20 protein-coding genes and 1 tRNA gene are annotated in these 18,113 nt (G+C 66.7%); 15 read left to right on the top strand and 6 right to left on the bottom strand.

What is annotated here, in order from left to right:
* Position 1 precedes the first annotated feature (1 nt).
* Entirely contained in the window at positions 2–1,480 is a 1,479-nt protein-coding gene (locus AiwAL_RS02080; RefSeq protein WP_235702614.1) for an efflux transporter outer membrane subunit, read from the bottom strand.
* Between the two features lie 80 nt (positions 1,481–1,560).
* Positions 1,561–2,115: a histidine phosphatase family protein gene (locus AiwAL_RS02075; RefSeq protein WP_235702613.1), complete on the bottom strand. Its 555-nt coding sequence runs from the start codon at positions 2,113–2,115 to the stop codon at positions 1,561–1,563.
* A 118-nt stretch (positions 2,116–2,233) separates the two neighbouring features.
* Between AiwAL_RS02075 and AiwAL_RS02070 the strand changes: the two genes are divergently transcribed.
* From AiwAL_RS02070 to AiwAL_RS02015, 12 genes are all read left to right on the top strand, one after another.
* Positions 2,234–2,914 (top strand): Tim44/TimA family putative adaptor protein, encoded by a 681-nt coding sequence (locus tag AiwAL_RS02070; protein WP_316044759.1) that lies wholly within the window; start codon positions 2,234–2,236, stop codon positions 2,912–2,914.
* Positions 2,915–2,919: 5 nt separating this feature from the next.
* Positions 2,920–4,134, top strand: coding sequence for a murein transglycosylase A (locus AiwAL_RS02065; RefSeq protein WP_262312007.1), 1,215 nt, complete (start codon positions 2,920–2,922; stop codon positions 4,132–4,134).
* Complete coding sequence (locus AiwAL_RS02060) at positions 4,131–4,925, top strand: (Fe-S)-binding protein (RefSeq protein ID WP_235702611.1); 795 nt, start codon at positions 4,131–4,133, stop codon at positions 4,923–4,925. Before AiwAL_RS02065 ends, AiwAL_RS02060 begins: the two co-directional genes overlap by 4 nt.
* Positions 4,926–4,933: 8 nt before the next feature.
* Complete coding sequence (locus tag AiwAL_RS02055; protein ID WP_235702610.1) at positions 4,934–6,841, top strand: potassium transporter Kup; 1,908 nt, start codon at positions 4,934–4,936, stop codon at positions 6,839–6,841.
* Positions 6,842–6,846: 5 nt separating this feature from the next.
* Positions 6,847–7,338, top strand: a complete 492-nt coding sequence (locus AiwAL_RS02050) for a hypothetical protein (RefSeq protein ID WP_235702609.1) — start codon at positions 6,847–6,849, stop codon at positions 7,336–7,338.
* On the top strand, positions 7,326–7,670 hold the full coding sequence (locus AiwAL_RS02045) for a hypothetical protein (protein WP_235702608.1): 345 nt from the start codon (positions 7,326–7,328) through the stop codon (positions 7,668–7,670). The genes AiwAL_RS02050 and AiwAL_RS02045 overlap by 13 nt, the downstream gene beginning before the upstream one ends.
* Before the next feature lie 48 nt (positions 7,671–7,718).
* Positions 7,719–10,277 (top strand): GNAT family N-acetyltransferase, encoded by a 2,559-nt coding sequence (locus AiwAL_RS02040; protein WP_262312006.1) that lies wholly within the window; start codon positions 7,719–7,721, stop codon positions 10,275–10,277.
* Positions 10,278–10,348: 71 nt separating this feature from the next.
* Complete coding sequence (locus tag AiwAL_RS02035) at positions 10,349–11,233, top strand: DMT family transporter (protein ID WP_262312005.1); 885 nt, start codon at positions 10,349–10,351, stop codon at positions 11,231–11,233.
* A 179-nt stretch (positions 11,234–11,412) separates the two neighbouring features.
* Positions 11,413–11,889 (top strand): 30S ribosomal protein S6, encoded by a 477-nt coding sequence (rpsF, locus tag AiwAL_RS02030; protein ID WP_235702605.1) that lies wholly within the window; start codon positions 11,413–11,415, stop codon positions 11,887–11,889.
* A gap of 2 nt (positions 11,890–11,891) precedes the next feature.
* Positions 11,892–12,191 (top strand): 30S ribosomal protein S18, encoded by a 300-nt coding sequence (rpsR, locus tag AiwAL_RS02025; protein ID WP_262312004.1) that lies wholly within the window; start codon positions 11,892–11,894, stop codon positions 12,189–12,191.
* Positions 12,192–12,203: 12 nt separating this feature from the next.
* Positions 12,204–12,761, top strand: coding sequence for a 50S ribosomal protein L9 (rplI, locus tag AiwAL_RS02020; RefSeq protein ID WP_262312003.1), 558 nt, complete (start codon positions 12,204–12,206; stop codon positions 12,759–12,761).
* Positions 12,762–12,908: 147 nt separating this feature from the next.
* Positions 12,909–14,138, top strand: coding sequence for a cyclopropane-fatty-acyl-phospholipid synthase family protein (locus AiwAL_RS02015; protein WP_262312002.1), 1,230 nt, complete (start codon positions 12,909–12,911; stop codon positions 14,136–14,138).
* A 9-nt stretch (positions 14,139–14,147) separates the two neighbouring features.
* Here the strand turns inward: AiwAL_RS02015 and murA are convergent, their stop codons facing one another.
* From murA to AiwAL_RS02000, 3 genes are read right to left on the bottom strand one after another with little or no spacing between them, the layout of a single operon-like run.
* Entirely contained in the window at positions 14,148–15,404 is a 1,257-nt protein-coding gene (murA, locus tag AiwAL_RS02010) for a UDP-N-acetylglucosamine 1-carboxyvinyltransferase (RefSeq protein ID WP_262312001.1), read from the bottom strand.
* Between the two features lie 18 nt (positions 15,405–15,422).
* Positions 15,423–15,977 carry a dCTP deaminase gene (dcd, locus tag AiwAL_RS02005; protein ID WP_235702600.1) on the bottom strand — a complete coding sequence of 185 codons (555 nt, stop codon included), beginning with the start codon at positions 15,975–15,977 and terminating at the stop codon, positions 15,423–15,425.
* Positions 15,968–16,135 carry a hypothetical protein gene (locus AiwAL_RS02000; RefSeq protein ID WP_262312000.1) on the bottom strand — a complete coding sequence of 56 codons (168 nt, stop codon included), beginning with the start codon at positions 16,133–16,135 and terminating at the stop codon, positions 15,968–15,970. Before AiwAL_RS02000 ends, dcd begins: the two co-directional genes overlap by 10 nt.
* A gap of 91 nt (positions 16,136–16,226) precedes the next feature.
* Here AiwAL_RS02000 and AiwAL_RS01995 point away from each other — a divergent pair.
* The 3 genes from AiwAL_RS01995 (at position 16,227) to AiwAL_RS01985 (ending at position 17,138) form a co-directional block, all read left to right on the top strand.
* Positions 16,227–16,301, top strand: a tRNA-Thr gene (locus AiwAL_RS01995).
* A 157-nt stretch (positions 16,302–16,458) separates the two neighbouring features.
* Positions 16,459–16,785 carry a transposase gene (locus AiwAL_RS01990; RefSeq protein ID WP_262311999.1) on the top strand — a complete coding sequence of 109 codons (327 nt, stop codon included), beginning with the start codon at positions 16,459–16,461 and terminating at the stop codon, positions 16,783–16,785.
* Positions 16,749–17,138, top strand: coding sequence for a hypothetical protein (locus AiwAL_RS01985; protein WP_262311998.1), 390 nt, complete (start codon positions 16,749–16,751; stop codon positions 17,136–17,138). Before AiwAL_RS01990 ends, AiwAL_RS01985 begins: the two co-directional genes overlap by 37 nt.
* Positions 17,139–17,208: 70 nt before the next feature.
* Here the strand turns inward: AiwAL_RS01985 and AiwAL_RS01980 are convergent, their stop codons facing one another.
* The gene (locus AiwAL_RS01980; RefSeq protein WP_262311997.1) at positions 17,209–17,943 is read right to left on the bottom strand and encodes a hypothetical protein; all 735 of its coding nucleotides are present in this window, start codon (positions 17,941–17,943) and stop codon (positions 17,209–17,211) included.
* Positions 17,944–18,113 lie beyond the last annotated feature (170 nt).

Here is an 18,113-nt window from a genome sequence, read left to right as displayed (position 1 = left end):
GCTATTGCACCTCGTCCTTGGGCAGTATCCAGCCGCCGCCCATCGCCTTGTAGAGATTGACCGCCGCATCCAGCCGGGTCAGCCGCGCCTGCTCCAGCGTGTTTTCGTCGGACAGCAGCGTCTGTTCGGCGTTCAGCACGGTGCTGATATCGACCACTCCGGCCTGCAACTGCGCCTTCGCACCGTCAAGCGCCGCTCGCGCCCGCTCCACCGCGATGCGCTGCAGCCGCTCCTGGCGCGTCGCGAAATGCAGGGCGGTCATCGCGGTCTCGACATCGGTAAACGCCTGCACCACCGCCTGTTCGTATTTCGCCACATCCTCGCGATAGGTCGCGCGATCGACATTCAGCGTGCCCTCGAGCGCGCCGCCCTCGAAAATCGGCTGGCTCAGCGATGTCGCGGCCGAAAGCAGCATCGAACCGGGCGCGAACAGCGTGTTCAGCGCCGTGCTCTGCCAGCCCGCCGAGCCGGTCAGCGAGATCGACGGGAAAAACGACGCGATCGCACCGCGCACATTGGCGTTCGCCCCGATCAGCGTGGCCTCCGCTTCGGCGATATCGGGCCGGCGGGTCAGCAACTGCGCGGGCAGGCCGGGGCGGATGCGCGGCACATGGATCGCGCTCAGCGTGCCGCCGTGGATGCGCAGGAATTCCGGCGCCCTGCCGGTGAGAATGCCGAGCCCGATCGCCTGCTGGCGCATCTCGGAGGTGATGTTGGGAATGTTCGCCCGCTCCGAGGCGACCAGCGCCGCCTGTTGCGCGACCGACGGCGCATCGACCACCCCGGCCCTGAATTCGGCGCGGAGCTGGTCGAGCAGGCCCTGGGCCGCGGCGAGGTTGCGTTTGGCGATTCCGAGTTCGTCCTGATAGGCGAGGGTCTGGAAATAGGTGGTGGCGACCGCGGCCTCCTCGGTCAGCGCCACGGTCGCGGCGTTGAACTGCGCGGCGGCGGCGTTCGCCTGGGCGGCGCGCAGCGCGTCGTAATTCTTGCCCCAGAAATCGAGCTGGTAGGAGGCCTGGAACGCGGCGGTGAAATGCCGGCTGTCGATGTTCTTCCTGGTGCCGACGCCGCCGAAACTGGAAAAATTCGACGCCGAGGACGCCCCCGCCGCGCTGGCGCCGGCCTGCTGGAAATTGCCGCTGCCGGTCGCGGTGATGCTCGGCAGCAGCGGCGCGCCGGAGATCTCGATCTGGGCATTCGCCGCCTCGAGCTGGTCGATCGCCTCGCGCACCGAGAAATTATGGGTCTTTGCGGCGGCGACGAGCCGGTCTAACTCCGGCGATCCGAAATATCGCCACCAGCCGGGCTTGGGCCAGGCGGGCGGCGCCGCGGCGGGCGACACGAAGCCGGTCGGCACCGCGAGCTTCGGCGCATGGAACGAGGGCCCGACCACGCAGCCGGCAAGCGTCAGGGTGCTGACGAGCGATGCGGCCAGCCGAATCCGCGTCACCGGGTAGTCATCCTTGCCGGCGCTCCTCATTCCTGCCGCTCGTCATAACGGGCCGTCATAGCGGCCGATTGTAACAGCCGCATTGCACGATGGCGCGAAATACGGAAGCGTCACGGGGTCCAGCGCAGCGCGCCGGGCGGGGCGCTTGTGGGATCGTAGCCGATCCACTGCCCGTTCATCAGCGACTGGCCGGTCAGCGCCAGAATGAACGCCCAGTGACTCACCACGATCGTCTCGCGCTGGTCGGGCCGCGCCGCCATCATGGCGCGGAACCGGGCGGCGCGGTCGATCACCGAAGCTTCCTCCTCGCGGCCTTCCGGCCACCAGCGGTCCGGCAGATGCGCGAAATCGTGATCGGGAAACGATTCCGCCAGCACCGCGGGCGCGCTGCCGATATCGCAGGCGAAGGCGTAGCGCTCGCGGATCAGCAGCTCGATCTCGACAGTCAGGTCGCGGCTGGCGATGAACGGCGCCGCCGTCTGCAATGCACGCGTATAGGGCGAGACGATCAGCCGAGTCAGTTTCGTATCCGCCAGCGCCCGTGCGGCCGCCTCGGCCTGGGTGCGGCCCTCCGGCGTCAGATGCGGATCCTCGATGCCGGGGTCGCGGCGGGTCGCGGAAAAATGCAGGTTGAATTCGCTCTGGCCGTGGCGAAGCAGGATCATGCGGCAGCGATACCGCGCGGCGTGCACCCCGGCAAACCGGGCGGAGCTGCCGCGCGGTGGTTGCGGTGCGGGCTGGCTCGGCCTATCACCTCACTTGGACTTTCCTACCGGATATAGGTTGCCGTCGGACATGCATGCCGGATTTCCCATCGATATCATTCTGCTCGCCCTGGTGGCCGGGTTTCTCGTGCTGCGCCTGCGCAGCGTGCTCGGCAAACGCACCGGCTACGAGCGGCCGCCTTTGCCGGACCAGCAGAGCGTCGGGCTGCGCGGCCCCACGGCTCCGGTCATCGATGGAATCGCCGAGCCGGTGCGCCCCAAGCCCGGCCGGCCAATTCCGCCGCCGCACACCGAATTGGGCCAGGCGCTGGCGCGGATTGCCGCCGCCGATCGCGGCTTCGATCCGGTGCGTTTCCTTGACGGCGCGGAAGCCGCATTCCGCCGCATCGTCACCGCCTTCGCCGCCGGCGACCTGACGACGCTGCGCAACCTTCTCACGCCCAGCGTGTTCGCCACCTTCGAGCACGCCATCGCGATGCGGACCGAAGCGGGCGAAACCCAGCAGACCGACATCAAGCAGATCGTGGAAGCGACGATCGACGAAGCGGAAACCTTGGGCGATCATGCGATCATCGTGGTGCGGTTCGTCTCCGATCAGGAGAATTTCACCCGCGACCGCCAGGGCCAGCTCGTTGCCGGAACCGAGGCGGTGACCGAAATCGTCGATCTGTGGAGCTTCGAGCACACCATCAACGCGAGCGATCCGGTCTGGCGGCTCGCGGCGGCGCGCAGCGGCTGAGACCCATGCCCGGTTTTTTGTCGAGGCGGGCTCGCCTCCGCGCCGCGCTGCTGCCTGTGCTGCTCGCCGGTTGCATGATGAAGGCCCCGAATACCGGGGTCGTCGCACCCGGCGCGGCGGGGCTGAGCCCGGTCGCCTTCACCGCACTGCCGGGCTGGAGCCCGGCTATCGCCCAGACCGGGCTGGCCAGCTTCGTGCGCTCCTGCCGCGCGCTCGCCGTGATGCCGGAAGACCAGACCCTCGGTGGCGACGGCGTCGCGGCGCGCCTCGCCGGCAAGGCGGGGCTGTGGCGCGGCGTCTGTGCAGCCGCCCGCGCGGTTTCCCCCGGCGATCCCGCGGCGGCGCAGACCTTCTTTCAAACCTATTTCGTGCCCTACGAGGCGGCGGGCCCGACCCGGTTTTCCGGCTATTTCGAGCCGGTCTACGCGGGATCGGAGATCCGGCTGCGCGGCTACGCCATCCCGCTCTACGGCAAGCCGCGCAACCTCGTCCGCGCCAATCTCGGCGTGTTCCGCGACAGCACCGGGCATCAGCGCATCGTCGGACGCCTGCGCTACGGCAAGCTGGTGCCGTTCTACAGCCGCGCGCGCATCGAACGCGGCGCGATCGCCCGCGAGGCGCATGTGGTCGCCTGGCTGCGCGATCCGGTGGATACCTATATGGTCCAGGTTCAGGGTTCGGCCCGTCTGCGCCTGCCGGATGGAACCCTGATCGATCTCGGATTCGACGGCACCAACGGCCGGGCCTATACCCCGATCGGTAAGCTGATGGTTCAGAAGGGCTATCTCCAGGCCAATGACGTGTCGATCCAATCGATCAGCGCCTGGTTGCGCGCTCACCCGGCCGAGGCGTCCACACTGATGGACGCCAACAAGAATTACGTGTTCATGAAACGCGTCCGGGATGTGCCGGACGGTCTGGGTGCGCCTGGCGCGCTCGGCGTGCCGCTGACCCCGGAAGGCTCGATCGCGGTCGATGAAAAGGCGATTCCCCTTGGTGCGCCGGTCTTCGTCGCCGCCAACACGATGGACCGGCTGATGACCGCGCAGGATATCGATGTCGGCGCCAAGGGCGCTGCCGGTGCCCAGATCTTCTTCGGCATCGGCCGCAATGCCGCGACCCTCGCCGGAGCGACGGACGACACCGGCCGGCTGTTCGTGCTGCTGCCGCGGCCGATCGCATCGGCTTCGGCCACATCCGCCGGTGGGCCAACCTCATGAGTGAGGCCGTCAACCCGAAGCCGCGCGTCGCTTTGTTCGTCACCTGCCTCGCCGATCTCTATCGCCCGAGCGTGGGCTTCGCCGCGATCAAGCTGCTGGAAGCCGCGGGCTGCACGGTTGAGGTGCCCAGGGCGCAGACCTGCTGCGGCCAGCCAGCCTACAATTCCGGTGACCGGGCCACCGCCCGCGCGCTCGCCGAAGGGTTGATCGCGTCCTTCTCGGCCTATGACTACATCGTCGCCCCCTCGGGTTCCTGTGCGGGAATGCTGCGCCGGCACATGCCCGGCCTGTTCGATCAGGATCCCGATCTGCGCGGCCGCGTCGAGTCGCTGGCGGCGAAATGCTGGGAGCTGACCAGTTTCCTGACCGACGTGATGCGCTTCGAAGGTCTGCCGGTCCGGCTCGACGCGACCGCGACCTACCACGATTCCTGTGCCGGCCTGCGCGAACTGGGGGTGAAGGCGCAGCCGCGCGCCCTGCTCGCCAAGGTCGAAGGGCTCACGATGGTCGAAATGGCCGAACCCGAAATCTGCTGCGGTTTCGGTGGCACGTTCTGCGTCAAATACCCGGACATCTCGGCGCGCATGGCGGGCGACAAGGTGGCCGACGCGGCAGCGACAGGTGCTGACCTGCTGCTCGCGGGCGATCTCGGCTGCCTGCTCAACATGGCGGGCAAGCTCTCGCGCGAGGCCAGAACCGCCGGGGCGCGGCCCGTCGCGGTGCGCCACGTCGTCGAGGTTCTGGCCGGAATGCATCACGATCTGCCGCCGATCGGCATGGCGCGCGACTGAACGCCCTCATGTCCGAAGCCAGTTCATCCGAAACCAGCTCGATCGCAACCAGCCAGACCGAAAAGCTCAAGCTCGCGGCTTTGGTCGGCGTGCTCGGTGTGGTCTATGGCGATATCGGTACCTCGCCGCTCTATTCGTTGCAGGCCTGTCTCGGTTACGTCACCAAGGGCGGCCTCAAGACCATCGACGTGCTCGGCCTGCTGTCGCTGATCTTCTGGGCGCTGATCGTCACCGTCACGCTGAAATACGTCACCTTCGTGATGCGCGCCGACAATAACGGCGAGGGTGGGGTTCTGGCGCTGATGGCCCTGGCGCAGCGGGTCGCCCGCACCTCGCGCACGCGCTACGTGCTGATGCTGGTCGGCATCGTCGGCGCCGGGCTGTTCCTGGGCGATGGCGTGATCACCCCGGCGATTTCGGTGCTCTCGGCGGTCGAGGGACTCGGCGTTGCCTCGCCGGCGTTCAACCGACTGGTGCTGCCGATCGCGGTCGCCGTTATCGTCGGGCTGTTCCTGGTGCAGCGGCGCGGCACCGGCGCGGTGGGCAAATTGTTCGGGCCGATCATGACGGTCTGGTTCATCACGATCGGCGGTTTCGGCCTCTATCGCATCGTGCTCGACCCGAAAGTGCTGCGCGCCCTGGTACCGAGCTACGGCATCCATTTCATCGTCCGGCACGAGTTCCTCGCCTTCATCGCACTTGGCGCCGTCGTGCTGGCGGTGACCGGGGCGGAAGCGCTCTACGCCGATATGAGCCATTTCGGCCGCAGACCGATCCGCCTGACCTGGATGTTCTTCGTGCTGCCCGCGCTGGTGCTGAATTATTTCGGCCAGGGCGCGCTGGTCATCGCCGATCCGAAAGCGGCCTCGAATCCGTTCTATCTGACGATGCCGCACGCGCTGCTGATCCCGATGGTGATTCTCTCGACCATCGCCACCATCATCGCGAGCCAGTCGGTGATTTCCGGCGCCTTCACCGTCGGCAGCCAATGCGTGCAGCTCGGCCTGCTGCCGCGCATGGAAGTCCGCCACACCAGCCTGACCGAGGAAGGTCAGATCTACGTGCCGCAGATGAATATCGCCCTCGCGATCGGCGTGCTCGTCCTGGTGCTCGGGTTCCGCTCCTCGAACGCCCTGGCCTCCGCCTACGGCATCGCGGTGACCGGCACGTTCCTCTGCACCAATATCCTCGCGGCCCTGGTGTTCCATCGCCATTTCAACTGGTCGCGCTGGAAAACCATCCTGATCTGGGGCGCGTTCTTCACGATCGACGCGGCGTTCTTCAGCGCGAACATCCTGAAAATCGTGGAAGGCGGCTGGGTGCCGCTCGCCATCGGCCTGTCGATCGTGGTGCTGATGACCACGTGGCGGCGCGGGCGGGGCCTGCTGTTCGCCCGCTGGCAGCAGGACAGCCTGCCGCTCGCCTCGTTTCTCGGCCGCCTGCCGCAGTCGCGCATCGTGCGGGTGCCGGGCATCGCGGTGTTCCTGACCGGCAACCCGGAATACACCCCGGCCTCGCTGCTGCATAACCTCAAGCACAACAAGGTGCTGCACGAGACCGTGTTCTTCGTCACCGTACGCAATCTCGACGTGCCGATCGCCGCCCCCGAGGACCGGATTCGCTGCGAGGAACTCGCCTCTGGCATCTACCGGGTCGGCATCGGCTACGGGTTCATGGACAGCCCCAATCTGCCGCGCTCGCTCGAATTGCTGCGCGAACAGGGGCTGCCGTTCAACCCGATGCAGACCAGCTATTTCCTCGGCCGCGAGACGGTGGTGCCGGCCATGGTGCCGAAGCTCGGGCTGATCCGCCGGACGATTTTTCTGTTTATGCTGCGCAACGCGATCTCGGCGACCGAATTCTTTCAGATCCCGTCCGACCGGGTCGTGGAACTCGGCGTTCGCGTCGCCATCTGACCGATATGGCGCAACCCTTTCCTCGCGCCGTCGCCGAGGACGGCACCGAACTGCATCTCGTCCCCATCCAGCCGCCGCGCCTGCCCAGGGTCGCCAAGCGCGACCTGGAACGGGCCTGGGAAGCGGCGCACGACGCCGCACAGGCCGGCCATGACGGTCCGTGCCGGGGTTTCCGCTTCGCCGGCGGCCCGGATGTCCTGCTCCGCGACCGCGATGCCCGCGCCTGGGCCGCCTCGGTCGACCGGATCGCCGATCTTTCGACCGCGCACGGCGTCTCGGTCTGCCTGCGCCTGCTTGGCCTCGTCGCGCTGATCGCCGATGCCGCCTGGATCGCCCGATTCGTGACGATCCGGCGCGACGGCGCCGCGCTCGATGGCGCCCTGCTCGCCGCCGCCGCGCGCACCCGCTTGACCGAGGATGGCGATCTCGATGAGATGGAATTGCGCGCCATGCTCGACCGCAGCGTTCATAAGGAATCCGTCTCATGCTCCGCCTGACCCTGATGATGACGGCTGTGGCCCTCCCGCTCGCTTCGTGCAGTTTCGGGACGCCGCCGGCGGAATCCGCCGCCGACCGGGCCGATCTCGCCGCCTGCACCCAGCGGGCCGATCAGATCAACGCCGCGCGCCACTACGCCTATCTGTCGCGCACCGACCAGTTCGCCACGCCGTTCGCCGGTACTCCGAATCCGCGCTATCTGAGCAACAAGCTCGCCCAGATCCATGACCGGCAGGACCGGATCAATCGCTGCGTGAACGATTCCAACCCGGCCTATACCGGCTCGGGCGCCGCCCTGCCGGAACCGACGATCATCGGCCCGGCGCCGTAATCGGCCGACCCGCCCTTATCCCCGCAAACGCAGGTATAAGGCGCAGACATGAAACCCGTCGGCTATTCCCCGGTCAATCGTTTCGACCCGGAGGCGCTGTTCCGGCCCAAAACCGTTGTTCTCTCCGGCGGTGCAACCGCGCTTGGCGCAAGGCTGCGCGAAACCCTCGCTTCGGCGCCGTTCGAAGGCGGGATCGCCGAGACTATCGGCAAAACACCGTCGATCGACCTCGCGCTGATCGCCGATCCGCCGGAGCGCGTTCCGGCGATTCTCGCCCGGTTGTCGGGAAAGCTGCGCGGCGCCGCGATCGTCTATTCCGATCCGCCGGGCTTGCGCGCCGCCGCGATCGCCGCCCGCGTGCGGGTAATCGGCCCGCATTCCTTCGGCCTTGCGGTGCCGGGACTCGGCCTCAACGCGCTGCTTGCGCATATCGCCCCGAAACCGGGCAGGGTGGCCCTGCTCGGCCAGTCGCCCGCGCTCGCCCGTGCGGTGATCGATTGGGCGGAACCCAACGGCATCGGATTTTCCCATATCGTCGGGATCGGCGGCAACGCGGATATCGGCTTCGGCCGGGTGCTCGACCATCTGGCGCGCGACCCCGGCACCGGGCCGATCCTGCTGGAAATCGCCGGGCTGCGCGATCCGCGGCTGTTCCTCTCGGCGGCGCGGGCCGCCGCGCGGCTGCGGCCCATCGTCGCCCTGGCGCCCGGCGCGCGGCTCGCCGATCCGAGTTTTACCGCGCTGGCCGCGTTCGAGGCGGCCTTGGCCCGCGCGGGCGTGCTGCTTACCACCAGCCTCGGCGAGTTTTTCGCCGCCGCCGAAACCCTCACCAGGGCGCGCCCGGCGCGTGGCGATCGCCTTGCCATTCTCGGCAACAGCCGGGGCGGCTGCCTGCTCGCCGCCGATGCCGCCCTGGCGGCGGGAGTTGCGCTCGCCACCCTCGCGCCCGAAACCCGCCGCGTCCTGGGCATGATGATCGGCGCCGAACCCGCGCCGGACGCGCCGATCGCCCTGCCGGGCGCACCCGGCACTAAACTCGCCGATATCGCCGCCATGCTCGCCGCGGCGCCGGAGGTCGGTGGCGTTCTGGTCATCCATGCGCCTTCGGGCCCGGCGGACGACGCGGCGATCGCCGGGCTGATCGCCTGCGCCGGCGCGATCAAGGCACCGCTGCTCGCCGCCATTCCGGGCGAAACCACCGGCACCGCACAGCGACGCCGGCTGGCGGAAGCCGGCGTCGCCGCCTTCGCAACGCCCGAGGACGCGGTCAGCGGCTTCGCCGATCTGCTGCGCCACCGGCGGATCAGGGCGGCGGCACGCGAATTGCCGCAATCGGCGGTGCTCGACATGGCGCCCGACCGTGAATCGGTTGCCGCCGTCCTGGCGAGCGCCCGCGCCGAGGACCGCGCCACGCTGACCCAGGCGGAAGCCTTCGCCGTTCTGCGCGCCTACGGGATCGAGGTTCTGGACTCCCGGATCGCCGCGACCCAGGACGAGGTGGCCGAAGCCGCCGCGGCAATCGGGTTTCCGGTGGTGGTCAAGCTGTCGCATCCCGATCTCGCAACAGCCCGGCCCGAGGGCAGCGTCGCGCTCGACCTGCCGGATGCCGCCTCGGCGCGGGCGGCGGCGGGCATGATCACCGCGCGCCTGCGCAGCCGCGGCGAATGGCCGGAGGATGCGAATTTCCTGGTCCAGCGCCAAATCCGCCGCGCGCGCGAACTGCGCATCCGCGTCGCCGAACATATCATCGTCGGTCCGACCATCGGCTTCGGCCCCGGTGGTGGCGATCTCGGCGAAGTCGGACGCCTCGCGGTGGATCTGCCGCCGCTCAACCTCGCCCTCGCGAACGCGCTGGTCGAACGCGCCGGCGCCGCGTCGATTCTGCGGCTCGCGCGCGGGCTGGGCGAGGCGCATCGCGGCGCGGTCGAGGCGACCCTGGTGCGGGTCAGCCAGTTGATCGTCGATTGGCCGGATATCGCGGCCCTCGATATCGACCCGCTGTTCGCGACTGAACACGGAGCATCGGCGGCCAGCGCGCGCATCACCCTGCGTCCCGCCGGCGAGCGCCGCGCGGAGCTGGTGATCGCACCCTACCCGGCGGAACTCGCCGAGGCGGTCGAGCTGCGCGGCAAACGTTTCCTGATTCGCCCGATTCGCCCAGAAGACGCCGAAGCGCATCACCGCCTGTTCGAGCGGCTGACACCAGCAGATGTCCGGTTCCGCTTCTTCTCGGCGGTGCGCGCCCTGACCCCGGAACAGGTGGTGCGGATGACCGAGGTGGATTACGGGCGCGAGATCGCGCTGATCGGCGTCGATCAGGCGACCGGCGAGACCGCCGGCGTCGCCCGCCTGGTGCGCTCGGACACCGATGGCACGGAAGGCGAATTCGCCGTGCTGGTCGAGAATGCGGCGAAAGGGGTGGGGCTCGGCTCGGCGCTGATGCACCGGCTGATCGTCTGGGCGCGCCGCGAAGGTGTCGCCGAAATCGTCGGTCAGGTGCTGGCCGCCAACACGCCGATGCTCGCCTTCGTCCGCAAGCTCGGATTTGCCGTGCGCCGGCTGCCTGGCGAGGACGATGTGGTGGAGGTGCGGCTCCCGCTCGCCTGATCGGTCCGGACCCGGCCAGCCTTGCGTCGGCATGGGTTGCTCTGCCCCGCGCGATCGCGTTGATAAGCGCCATGAGCGAGATCGCCCGCCCGCGCGCCGGATCGATGCGTCTGCCATCCCCTGTGCTGGTGCTGGTGCTGGTAACCATGCTCTGGGGCGGCACGTTCCTCGTCACCCGCATTGCGCTGCATTTCGTCGGGCCGTTCGGCTTCGTCGGGCTGCGCTTCGCCGTTGCCGCCATCGCGGTCGCGCTCGCGGTGCGGCCGCACCCGGCCAGTTTTCAGCGTCGGGAACTCGTCGGCGGGGTGGTGATCGGGGTTATCCTGTTCCTCGGCTACGGGTTACAGGCCGACGGGCTGCGCACCGTGGCGAGCGGGGAGTCCGCTTTCCTCACCGCGCTCTACGTGCCGATGGTGCCGATGCTGGAATTCCTGCTGTTCCGTCGCAAACCGGGACTCGCCGCTCTCGTCGGGCTGATCCTCGCCTTCGCGGGCCTGGTCCTGATCTCGGGGGTCACGCCGTCCAATCTGGCGCTCGGCGCCGGCGCAATTCTCACCCTGGGCGGCGCGCTCGCCGCCGCGGTCGAGATCGTGCTGATCGGACGATTTTCCACGCACACCGATCCGCGCCGCATCGCTCTGGTCCAGCTCACCACCGTCGCGGTCCTGGCGCTCGCCACCGAACTCGTACGCGGCGGGCGCATCCTCACCACGGCACCCTTCGCGATCGGTGCCGTCCTCGGTCTTGGTCTGGTCACCGCCTTCATCATGGTCGCGCAGAACTGGGCGCAGCGCAGCGTGCCCGCGAATCGCGCAACCCTGATCTATGCGATGGAGCCGGTCTGGGCCGGGCTGATCGGCGCCGCCTTCGGCGAGATGTTCGCGGCTGCGCAGGTTTTCGGCGGCGCGATGATCGTGGGGAGCGTCGTGCTGAGCCAATGGCGCAGCGCGCGATGACATAATTGCTGAGCCAATGGCGCGGCTGTGCCGCCTGAACCCGCCTTGCTCCCGCCACGCCTTTGTGTCACATGCGCCGTTCTCCTGCCGTGTGCGTGGCATCGCACGCGGCTATGCCCGTTTCCATGGGGGAAATTGGTGCTTTGCACCGGGGCTGAAGCAACCCATAGGGGGTATCAATGCCGCTTTATGAATGCGTGCTCATCGCACGCAGCGAAGTCACGCAACAGCAGGTCGACGCCATCGCCGACGGCGTGACCGCCCAGCTCGAAGGCGAGGGCGGTGCCGTCAAGAAGCGCGAATACTGGGGTCTGCGCAATCTTGCCTATCGCATCAAAAAGAACCGCAAGGGCCATTATGTCCTGCTCGGGCTCGATGCCGAACCCGCATCGGTCAACGAAATGGAGCGCCAACTCGGCCTCAACGAGGACATTCTGCGCTTCATGACCCTGCGCGTCGAGGAAATCGACGAGGCACCGTCCGCGCCGCTGTCCCGCCGGGGTGACGATCGCGACCGTGAGCGCGGTTTCCGCGGGCCCAAGCCCGCCGGACGGTTCGACAGCGGCCGCCGTCGCGGCCCTGAGGACCGCGAGGAGTTCCGTGCCCGCGACGAGTTCCGCACCGATCGCGACGACGATCTGGTCGAGGAGGATTGATCATGTCGGACACCACCCCCGATAACAGCCCCGATAACAGCGACGTCAACCCCGCCGCACGGCGTGCCGCCGTCGGCGCCCGCCGCCCGTTCTACCGCCGGCGCAAATCCTGCCCGTTCTCCGGCCCCAACGCGCCGAAGATCGACTACAAGGACGTTCGCCTGCTGTCGCGCTTCCTCTCCGAACGCGGCAAGATCGTCCCCAGCCGGATCACCGCCGTCTCGGCGAAAAAGCAGCGCGAACTCGCGCGCGCGATCAAGCGCGCCCGGTTCCTTGCTTTGCTGCCTTACGTGGTCGATTGAGGAGCGCGCATCATGGCAAACGTTGAACTGATCCTGCTCCAGCGTGTCGAAAAGCTCGGCCAGATGGGCGAGATCGTGAAGGTCAGGCCCGGCTACGCCCGCAATTTCCTGCTCCCGCAGGCCAAGGCGGTGCGCGCCACCAAGAACAACCGCGAGCGGTTCGAGCGCGAGCGCGTCCAGCTCGAGGCGCAGAACCTCAAGCGCCGCGAGGAGGCCGAACGGGTCGCCGAGCGCGTCCACGGACTCTCGGTCGTCCTGATCCGTCAGGCGAGCGATGCTGGTTCGCTCTACGGCTCGGTCACCGCGCGCGACATCGCCGATGGTTGCGCCGCTTCGGGCCTGACGATCGAACGCAGCCAAGTGTTGCTCGAACACCCGATCAAAACGCTCGGACTCACTCAGGTCCGGGTCGCTCTGCATCCCGAGGTGGTCATGAAGGTGACGGTCAACGTCGCCCGCAGCCCCGAGGAAGCCGAGAAACAGGCACGCGGCGAGGCCATCACCCGCGACGAGGACGCCGAGGATGAACCCGAGGCGTTCGACGAGACGGAGACGGCCGAACAAGCCTGATTCTCTACGTCTCATCCAAAGCCATGCACCGGCCGAAAGGCCGGTGCTTTCGTTTTGGACAGCACCTATACCGTTCTGACCTCTTTTTCTGACCGCACGACCTCCCTAAATAATGCGGAAGGTTAACCTTCCGGCAAGGGGTCGATCATGCGCGCGATGTTGGACAAGCTTCTCAAACGACTGGTTGTCCAGGGCGAATTCGACGTGATCTGGCCCGATGGCACCGCCAGCCACTATGCCGGCGCGCCAGGCCCCTCTGCCACCATCGCCATCCGTGACCCGGCGATCATCCGGCGCCTGGCGCTGGAACCCGGTATGGCGTTCGGCGAATGCTACATGGATGAAACGCTGACCCCGGTCGATTGCTCGATTTACGACGTGCTCCACGTCCTGCTCGCCAGTGTCGAACTGGTCGAGAAACGCATCCCGATGCTGCGGCTGCAAGCGGCGGTCCATCGAATGGCCCGCCCGCTGGTCCAGATGAACACCGCGCGCAAAGCCCGCCGCAACGTCGCCCATCACTACGATCTGAATGGCCGGCTGTATTCCCTGTTCCTCGATCGGGACCGGCAATATTCCTGCGGCTATTTCCCGCGCGGCGACGAAACCCTCGATGAAGCCCAGGCCGCCAAGAAACGCCACATCGCCGCCAAGCTCCTGCTCGACCGGCCCGATCTCACCGTCCTCGACATCGGCTGCGGCTGGGGCGGCATGGCCCTCACCCTTGCCCGCGACTACGGCGCCCGCGTCACCGGCATCACCCTCTCGGCCGAACAGCTCACCGAAGCCCGCGCGCGCGCCCAAGCCGAGGGCCTCGCCGACCGCGTACGCTTCGAACTGCTCGACTACCGCGCGATGGACCAGCAATTCGACCGCATCGTCTCGGTCGGCATGTTCGAGCATGTCGGCCTGCCGAACTATCCGGCCTTCTTCGAAACCATCAAGCGCTGCCTCAAACCCGACGGCGTCACTTTGCTCCACGCGATCGGCCGGTTCGACGGGCCGGCCGCAACCAGCACCTGGCTCGCCAAATACATCTTCCCCGGCGGCTACTCGCCCGCGCTGTCCGAGGTGTTCGCCCCCCTCGAACGCTCCGGCCTGCGCAGCACCGATATCGAAATCCTGCGCCTGCACTACGCGAAAACCCTCGCTCATTGGCGCAAACGCTTCGCCGCCAACCGCGACACCATCGCCTCCCTCTACGACGAACGGTTCTGCCGGATGTTCGAGTTCTACCTCGCCGGCTCGGAGCTGGCCTTCCGGGTGCAGGACCACATGGTGTTCCAGATCCAGCTCGCCCGCAAACAGGACGCCGCGCCGTTGACCCGCGATTACATGATCGACGCCGAGCGCGCATCTCGCCGGCAGACCGCATAAAGCTGGGTTTCACCCCGCGATGCGTTCGATGTCCGCACCGCAGGCGGCGAGTTTGCGTTCCACGGCTTCGTAGCCGCGATCGAGGTGATAGACGCGGTTGACGATGGTTTCGCCCTTCGCCGCGAGCCCCGCCAGCACCAGCGAGAACGAGGCGCGCAGATCTGTCGCCATCACCGGCGCGCCGGACAGGGCGGGCACCCCGCGCACGATGGCCGAGGCGCCGTGGACGTTGATGCGCGCGCCCATGCGGTTGAGTTCCGGCACGTGCATGAAGCGGTTTTCGAAAATGGTTTCGGTGATCATCGAGGCGCCTTCGGCGACCGCCATGAGGGTCATGAACTGCGCCTGCATATCGGTGGCGAAGCCGGGGAAGGGTTCGGTCATCACGTCAGTGCCGTGCAGCCCGTTGCGCCGGCTGACCTGGATTCCCTCCGTGGTTTCGCTGACATCGACGCCCGCTTCGGACAGGGTGACAAGCACGGCGCCGAGATCAGCCGGGCGCGCGCCGCGAAGAAAAATGGCGCCGCCGGTGATCGCGGCGGCACAGGCATAGGTGCCGGTTTCGATCCGGTCCGGCAGAATGGCGTGGTTTGCGCCATGGAGCGATTTCACGCCGAGAATGCTCAGCCGATCGGTGCCGATGCCGGTGATGCTGGCGCCCATGGCGTTCAGGCAGGTGGCGAGGTCGCCGATTTCCGGCTCCCGCGCGGCGTTGATCAGCGTGGTTTCACCCTCCGCCAGGGTCGCCGTGAGCATCAAGTGTTCGGTCGCCCCGACCGACACGAACGGGAAGGTGATCTCCGCGCCGTGCAGCCCATGCGGCGCGGTCGCGTCGATATAGCCGCCATCGAGCCGGATCGCGGCGCCCATCGCTTCCAGACCCTTGAGGTGCAGATCGACAGGGCGGGTGCCGATCGCGCAGCCGCCGGGTAGCGACACCCGCGCCTCGCGGGTTCGCGCCAAAAGCGGGCCGAGCACGAGAATAGAAGCACGCATTTTGCGCACGATGTCATAGGGCGCTTCGGTATTGGTGATCGCACCACCCACCGAGAGCCGGCGCGGCGTGGGCCGATCGACCGCGATGCCGTGCTGGGCGAGCAGTTGCGCCATGGTCTCGACATCCGCGAGGTTCGGCACGTTATCCAGGATCAGCCGCTTGTCGGTGAGCAGCCCGGCGACCATCAGCTTGAGCGCCGCGTTCTTGGCCCCCGAAATGTCGATGGTGCCTTCGAGCGGCCGGCCGCCCCTGATCCGAATTCTATCCATGATATGCGGTCTTCGGCCTTACAGTTTGGGGAGCGAAACGCCACGCTGGCGCATGTATTTGCCCGCCTTGTCGGCGTAGCTGACCTCGCACGGGCCGGCACCTTGCAGGAACAGGAACTGGCAGATGCCTTCGTTGGCGTAAATCTTGGCGGGCAGGGGGGTGGTATTGGAAATCTCGATCGTCACCTGACCTTCCCATTCCGGCTCCAGCGGGGTGACGTTCACGATGATGCCACACCGCGCATAGGTCGATTTGCCCAGGCAGATCACCAGAATATCGCGCGGGATGCGGAAATATTCGATCGTATGGGCCAGCGCGAAGGAATTGGGCGGAATGATGCAGACCGGTCCGGTCCGATCGACGAAACTGGTCGGCGAGAAATCCTTGGGATCGACCACCGCCGAATCGACATTGGTAAAAATCTTGAAATCGTCGGCAACCCGCGCGTCATAGCCGTAGGACGACAGCCCGTAGGAGATCACCCCGGCGCGCTTCTGGGTCTCGACGAAGGGGTCGATCATCCCGAAGTCACGCGCCTGCTCCCGGATCCACCGATCGGGCATTACCGGCATGATTTTGCCGGGCTTTCCGGTTTCGGCGCCTCGGCCCGCGCGCGGTTTTGCGCCTTGCGTTTCGCGAGATTCGTCCGCAGCGCCTCGGCCTCGCGGTCGCGCCGCGCCGCGGCCGCCACCTTGGCGTCCTGGGTTCGGTGGGGGGATTTGCCGTCCATGGCCGGACAAAGCTTCTTTGCTCGTGCCGCGTCAAGAGGGGTCACGCTTGCACGGCCCAATCCCATTGGATATACCCGCGCGGCACTCGGCGCTGTCATAGCTCAGGGGTAGAGCACCTCATTGGTAATGAGGAGGTCGAGGGTTCAATTCCCTCTGACAGCACCACTGTTTTCAAGGACTTGCATGATCCGTCCTGGATTAATTTTTGGATTTAGTCCGTGAATTAGGTGTTTGATCCCGGACTTTAATGGTGCGATATTTTCCCGATGTATGGCAGCCGGCGGTTGCAGGTTGAACCGGACTCCGTCGAAAGGAGACGGAGATGAAGAAGAGCCGGTTCAGCGAGGAACAGATCATTCGGTGTCCTGAGGGAGCACCGGGCGAGGATTCCCACTGCGGAGCTATGCCGCAAGCACAGATCTCGGACGCGACCTTCTACAACTGGCGTAACCGCTATGGCGTCACGGAAGTGTCGGGCGCCCGGCGGCTGAAGAGCCTCGAGGAGGAGAACCGCAAGCTCAAGGTCCCGCTGCACAAAATCGCCGACGGCCGGCCACAAAATTGCCGCGCTTGCGCGTGCATTGGAATGCGGACCTCGAACGGAGGAAGATCATGGACAAAAAGACAGTTGGTTTGCTTGGCGCAATAGCAGGACTCGCCGCGGTCAATTCCGCGCAGGCCTCCACGGCCCATGCGCCGGATTTACGCAGCGCGTTCGACGCATCGTCCTACGCTGATCTGCTGGAACCGATTCCGAATGCCGCCGCCATGCTCAGGGCGGAAGATGCCGCGCGCGCCGATCAAAAAACGGTGGCGCCGGCGCAGGATGTCGAGTTGGCGCAAGCCTATCTGCAATTCCAGTACGGTCCGCCGCCGCCTTACTCCAGCCCCTATCCGTATCCCTATTCCTATCCCTACCCCTATTACCACCACCACCACCACCACCACCACCACCATCATCACCACCATCACCATCATCACCACGGCTACTACCAGGGGTAGCAAGGCGACGGGCGGCCGATCCCAGGGACAGGGGGGTGGCGTCGGTGACATGTGGCGATGCACCGGGGAATCAGGCGCTCCGCTTTTTTGCCTTTTCCCTGGCGGCCCGCAGCAGGCGGCGATAGGTCGCATCGAACACGGTGTTAGTCGACGAGAGCCAACGGGAATCCCGTCCCAGCGTCTCCCGGCTGGCGTGGATCCGCCGCCCGCGCAATTCGCGTTCGGCGGCTTCGTCTTCCGCCATCGGCGCCAATTCGAAATCGCACGAACCCGGTAAGAACAGCAATTGCATGAAGGGCTCGCCCGGCCTGAAGATGTGCGTGCGCCCCTCGGGCGGTGCCTTGAACACGACGAAGGAGATCATCGGCCACCAACTCGTGTGCAGCAATGCGGGAACGGCGATCGGCACGTCATCAGCGTCGCTCGTGTAAAAGCGTGGGTGCGGTTCGGTGCGCACCGCGATATCCTCATCAGCATCGAGATCGAGGAGAAGCTGATAGGTATAGTAATTTTCACCAAAAGACCGGAATGGCGGCCACTGGATGCCGGTTGCGGGGTCTGGGCCGAAATCTCCCTCAAGCACAATGCGCCCGCCGCGTTTGGATACATGCAACTCGTTATCGTACGGATAGATGAGTTCCATGCCGTATTGCGCCCCTTCGACGAACGGCATGCAGTGCCAGGCCTGTTCGCGCGAACCGTCACGGCGCGGCTGCGGCTCGCCTGCCCAGCCGGGGACCTCGAGCTTGGTCCGGCGAGGCGCCAAGCGCGGTTCGAACAACCGATATTTGACCATGATCACCATGAATTCTCCAACCCCCCCCCATCGCCTTCGCAAGGCGTTCTATTCACATCCGGTGCGGATCATCAATGCCGACAGGATGGCGATATTTTGGCAGCCAGGTTCGGGCGTGGTTTTTGCTCGCGCTCCGCATAGAGGCAGTACCGATTGGATACTCAAGTCCATCTTTCGGC

The organism is Acidiphilium sp. AL (assembly GCF_025499445.1).
Lineage (GTDB): Bacteria > Pseudomonadota > Alphaproteobacteria > Acetobacterales > Acetobacteraceae > Acidiphilium > Acidiphilium iwatense.
This window is presented reverse-complemented; position numbering and strand designations above follow the sequence as displayed.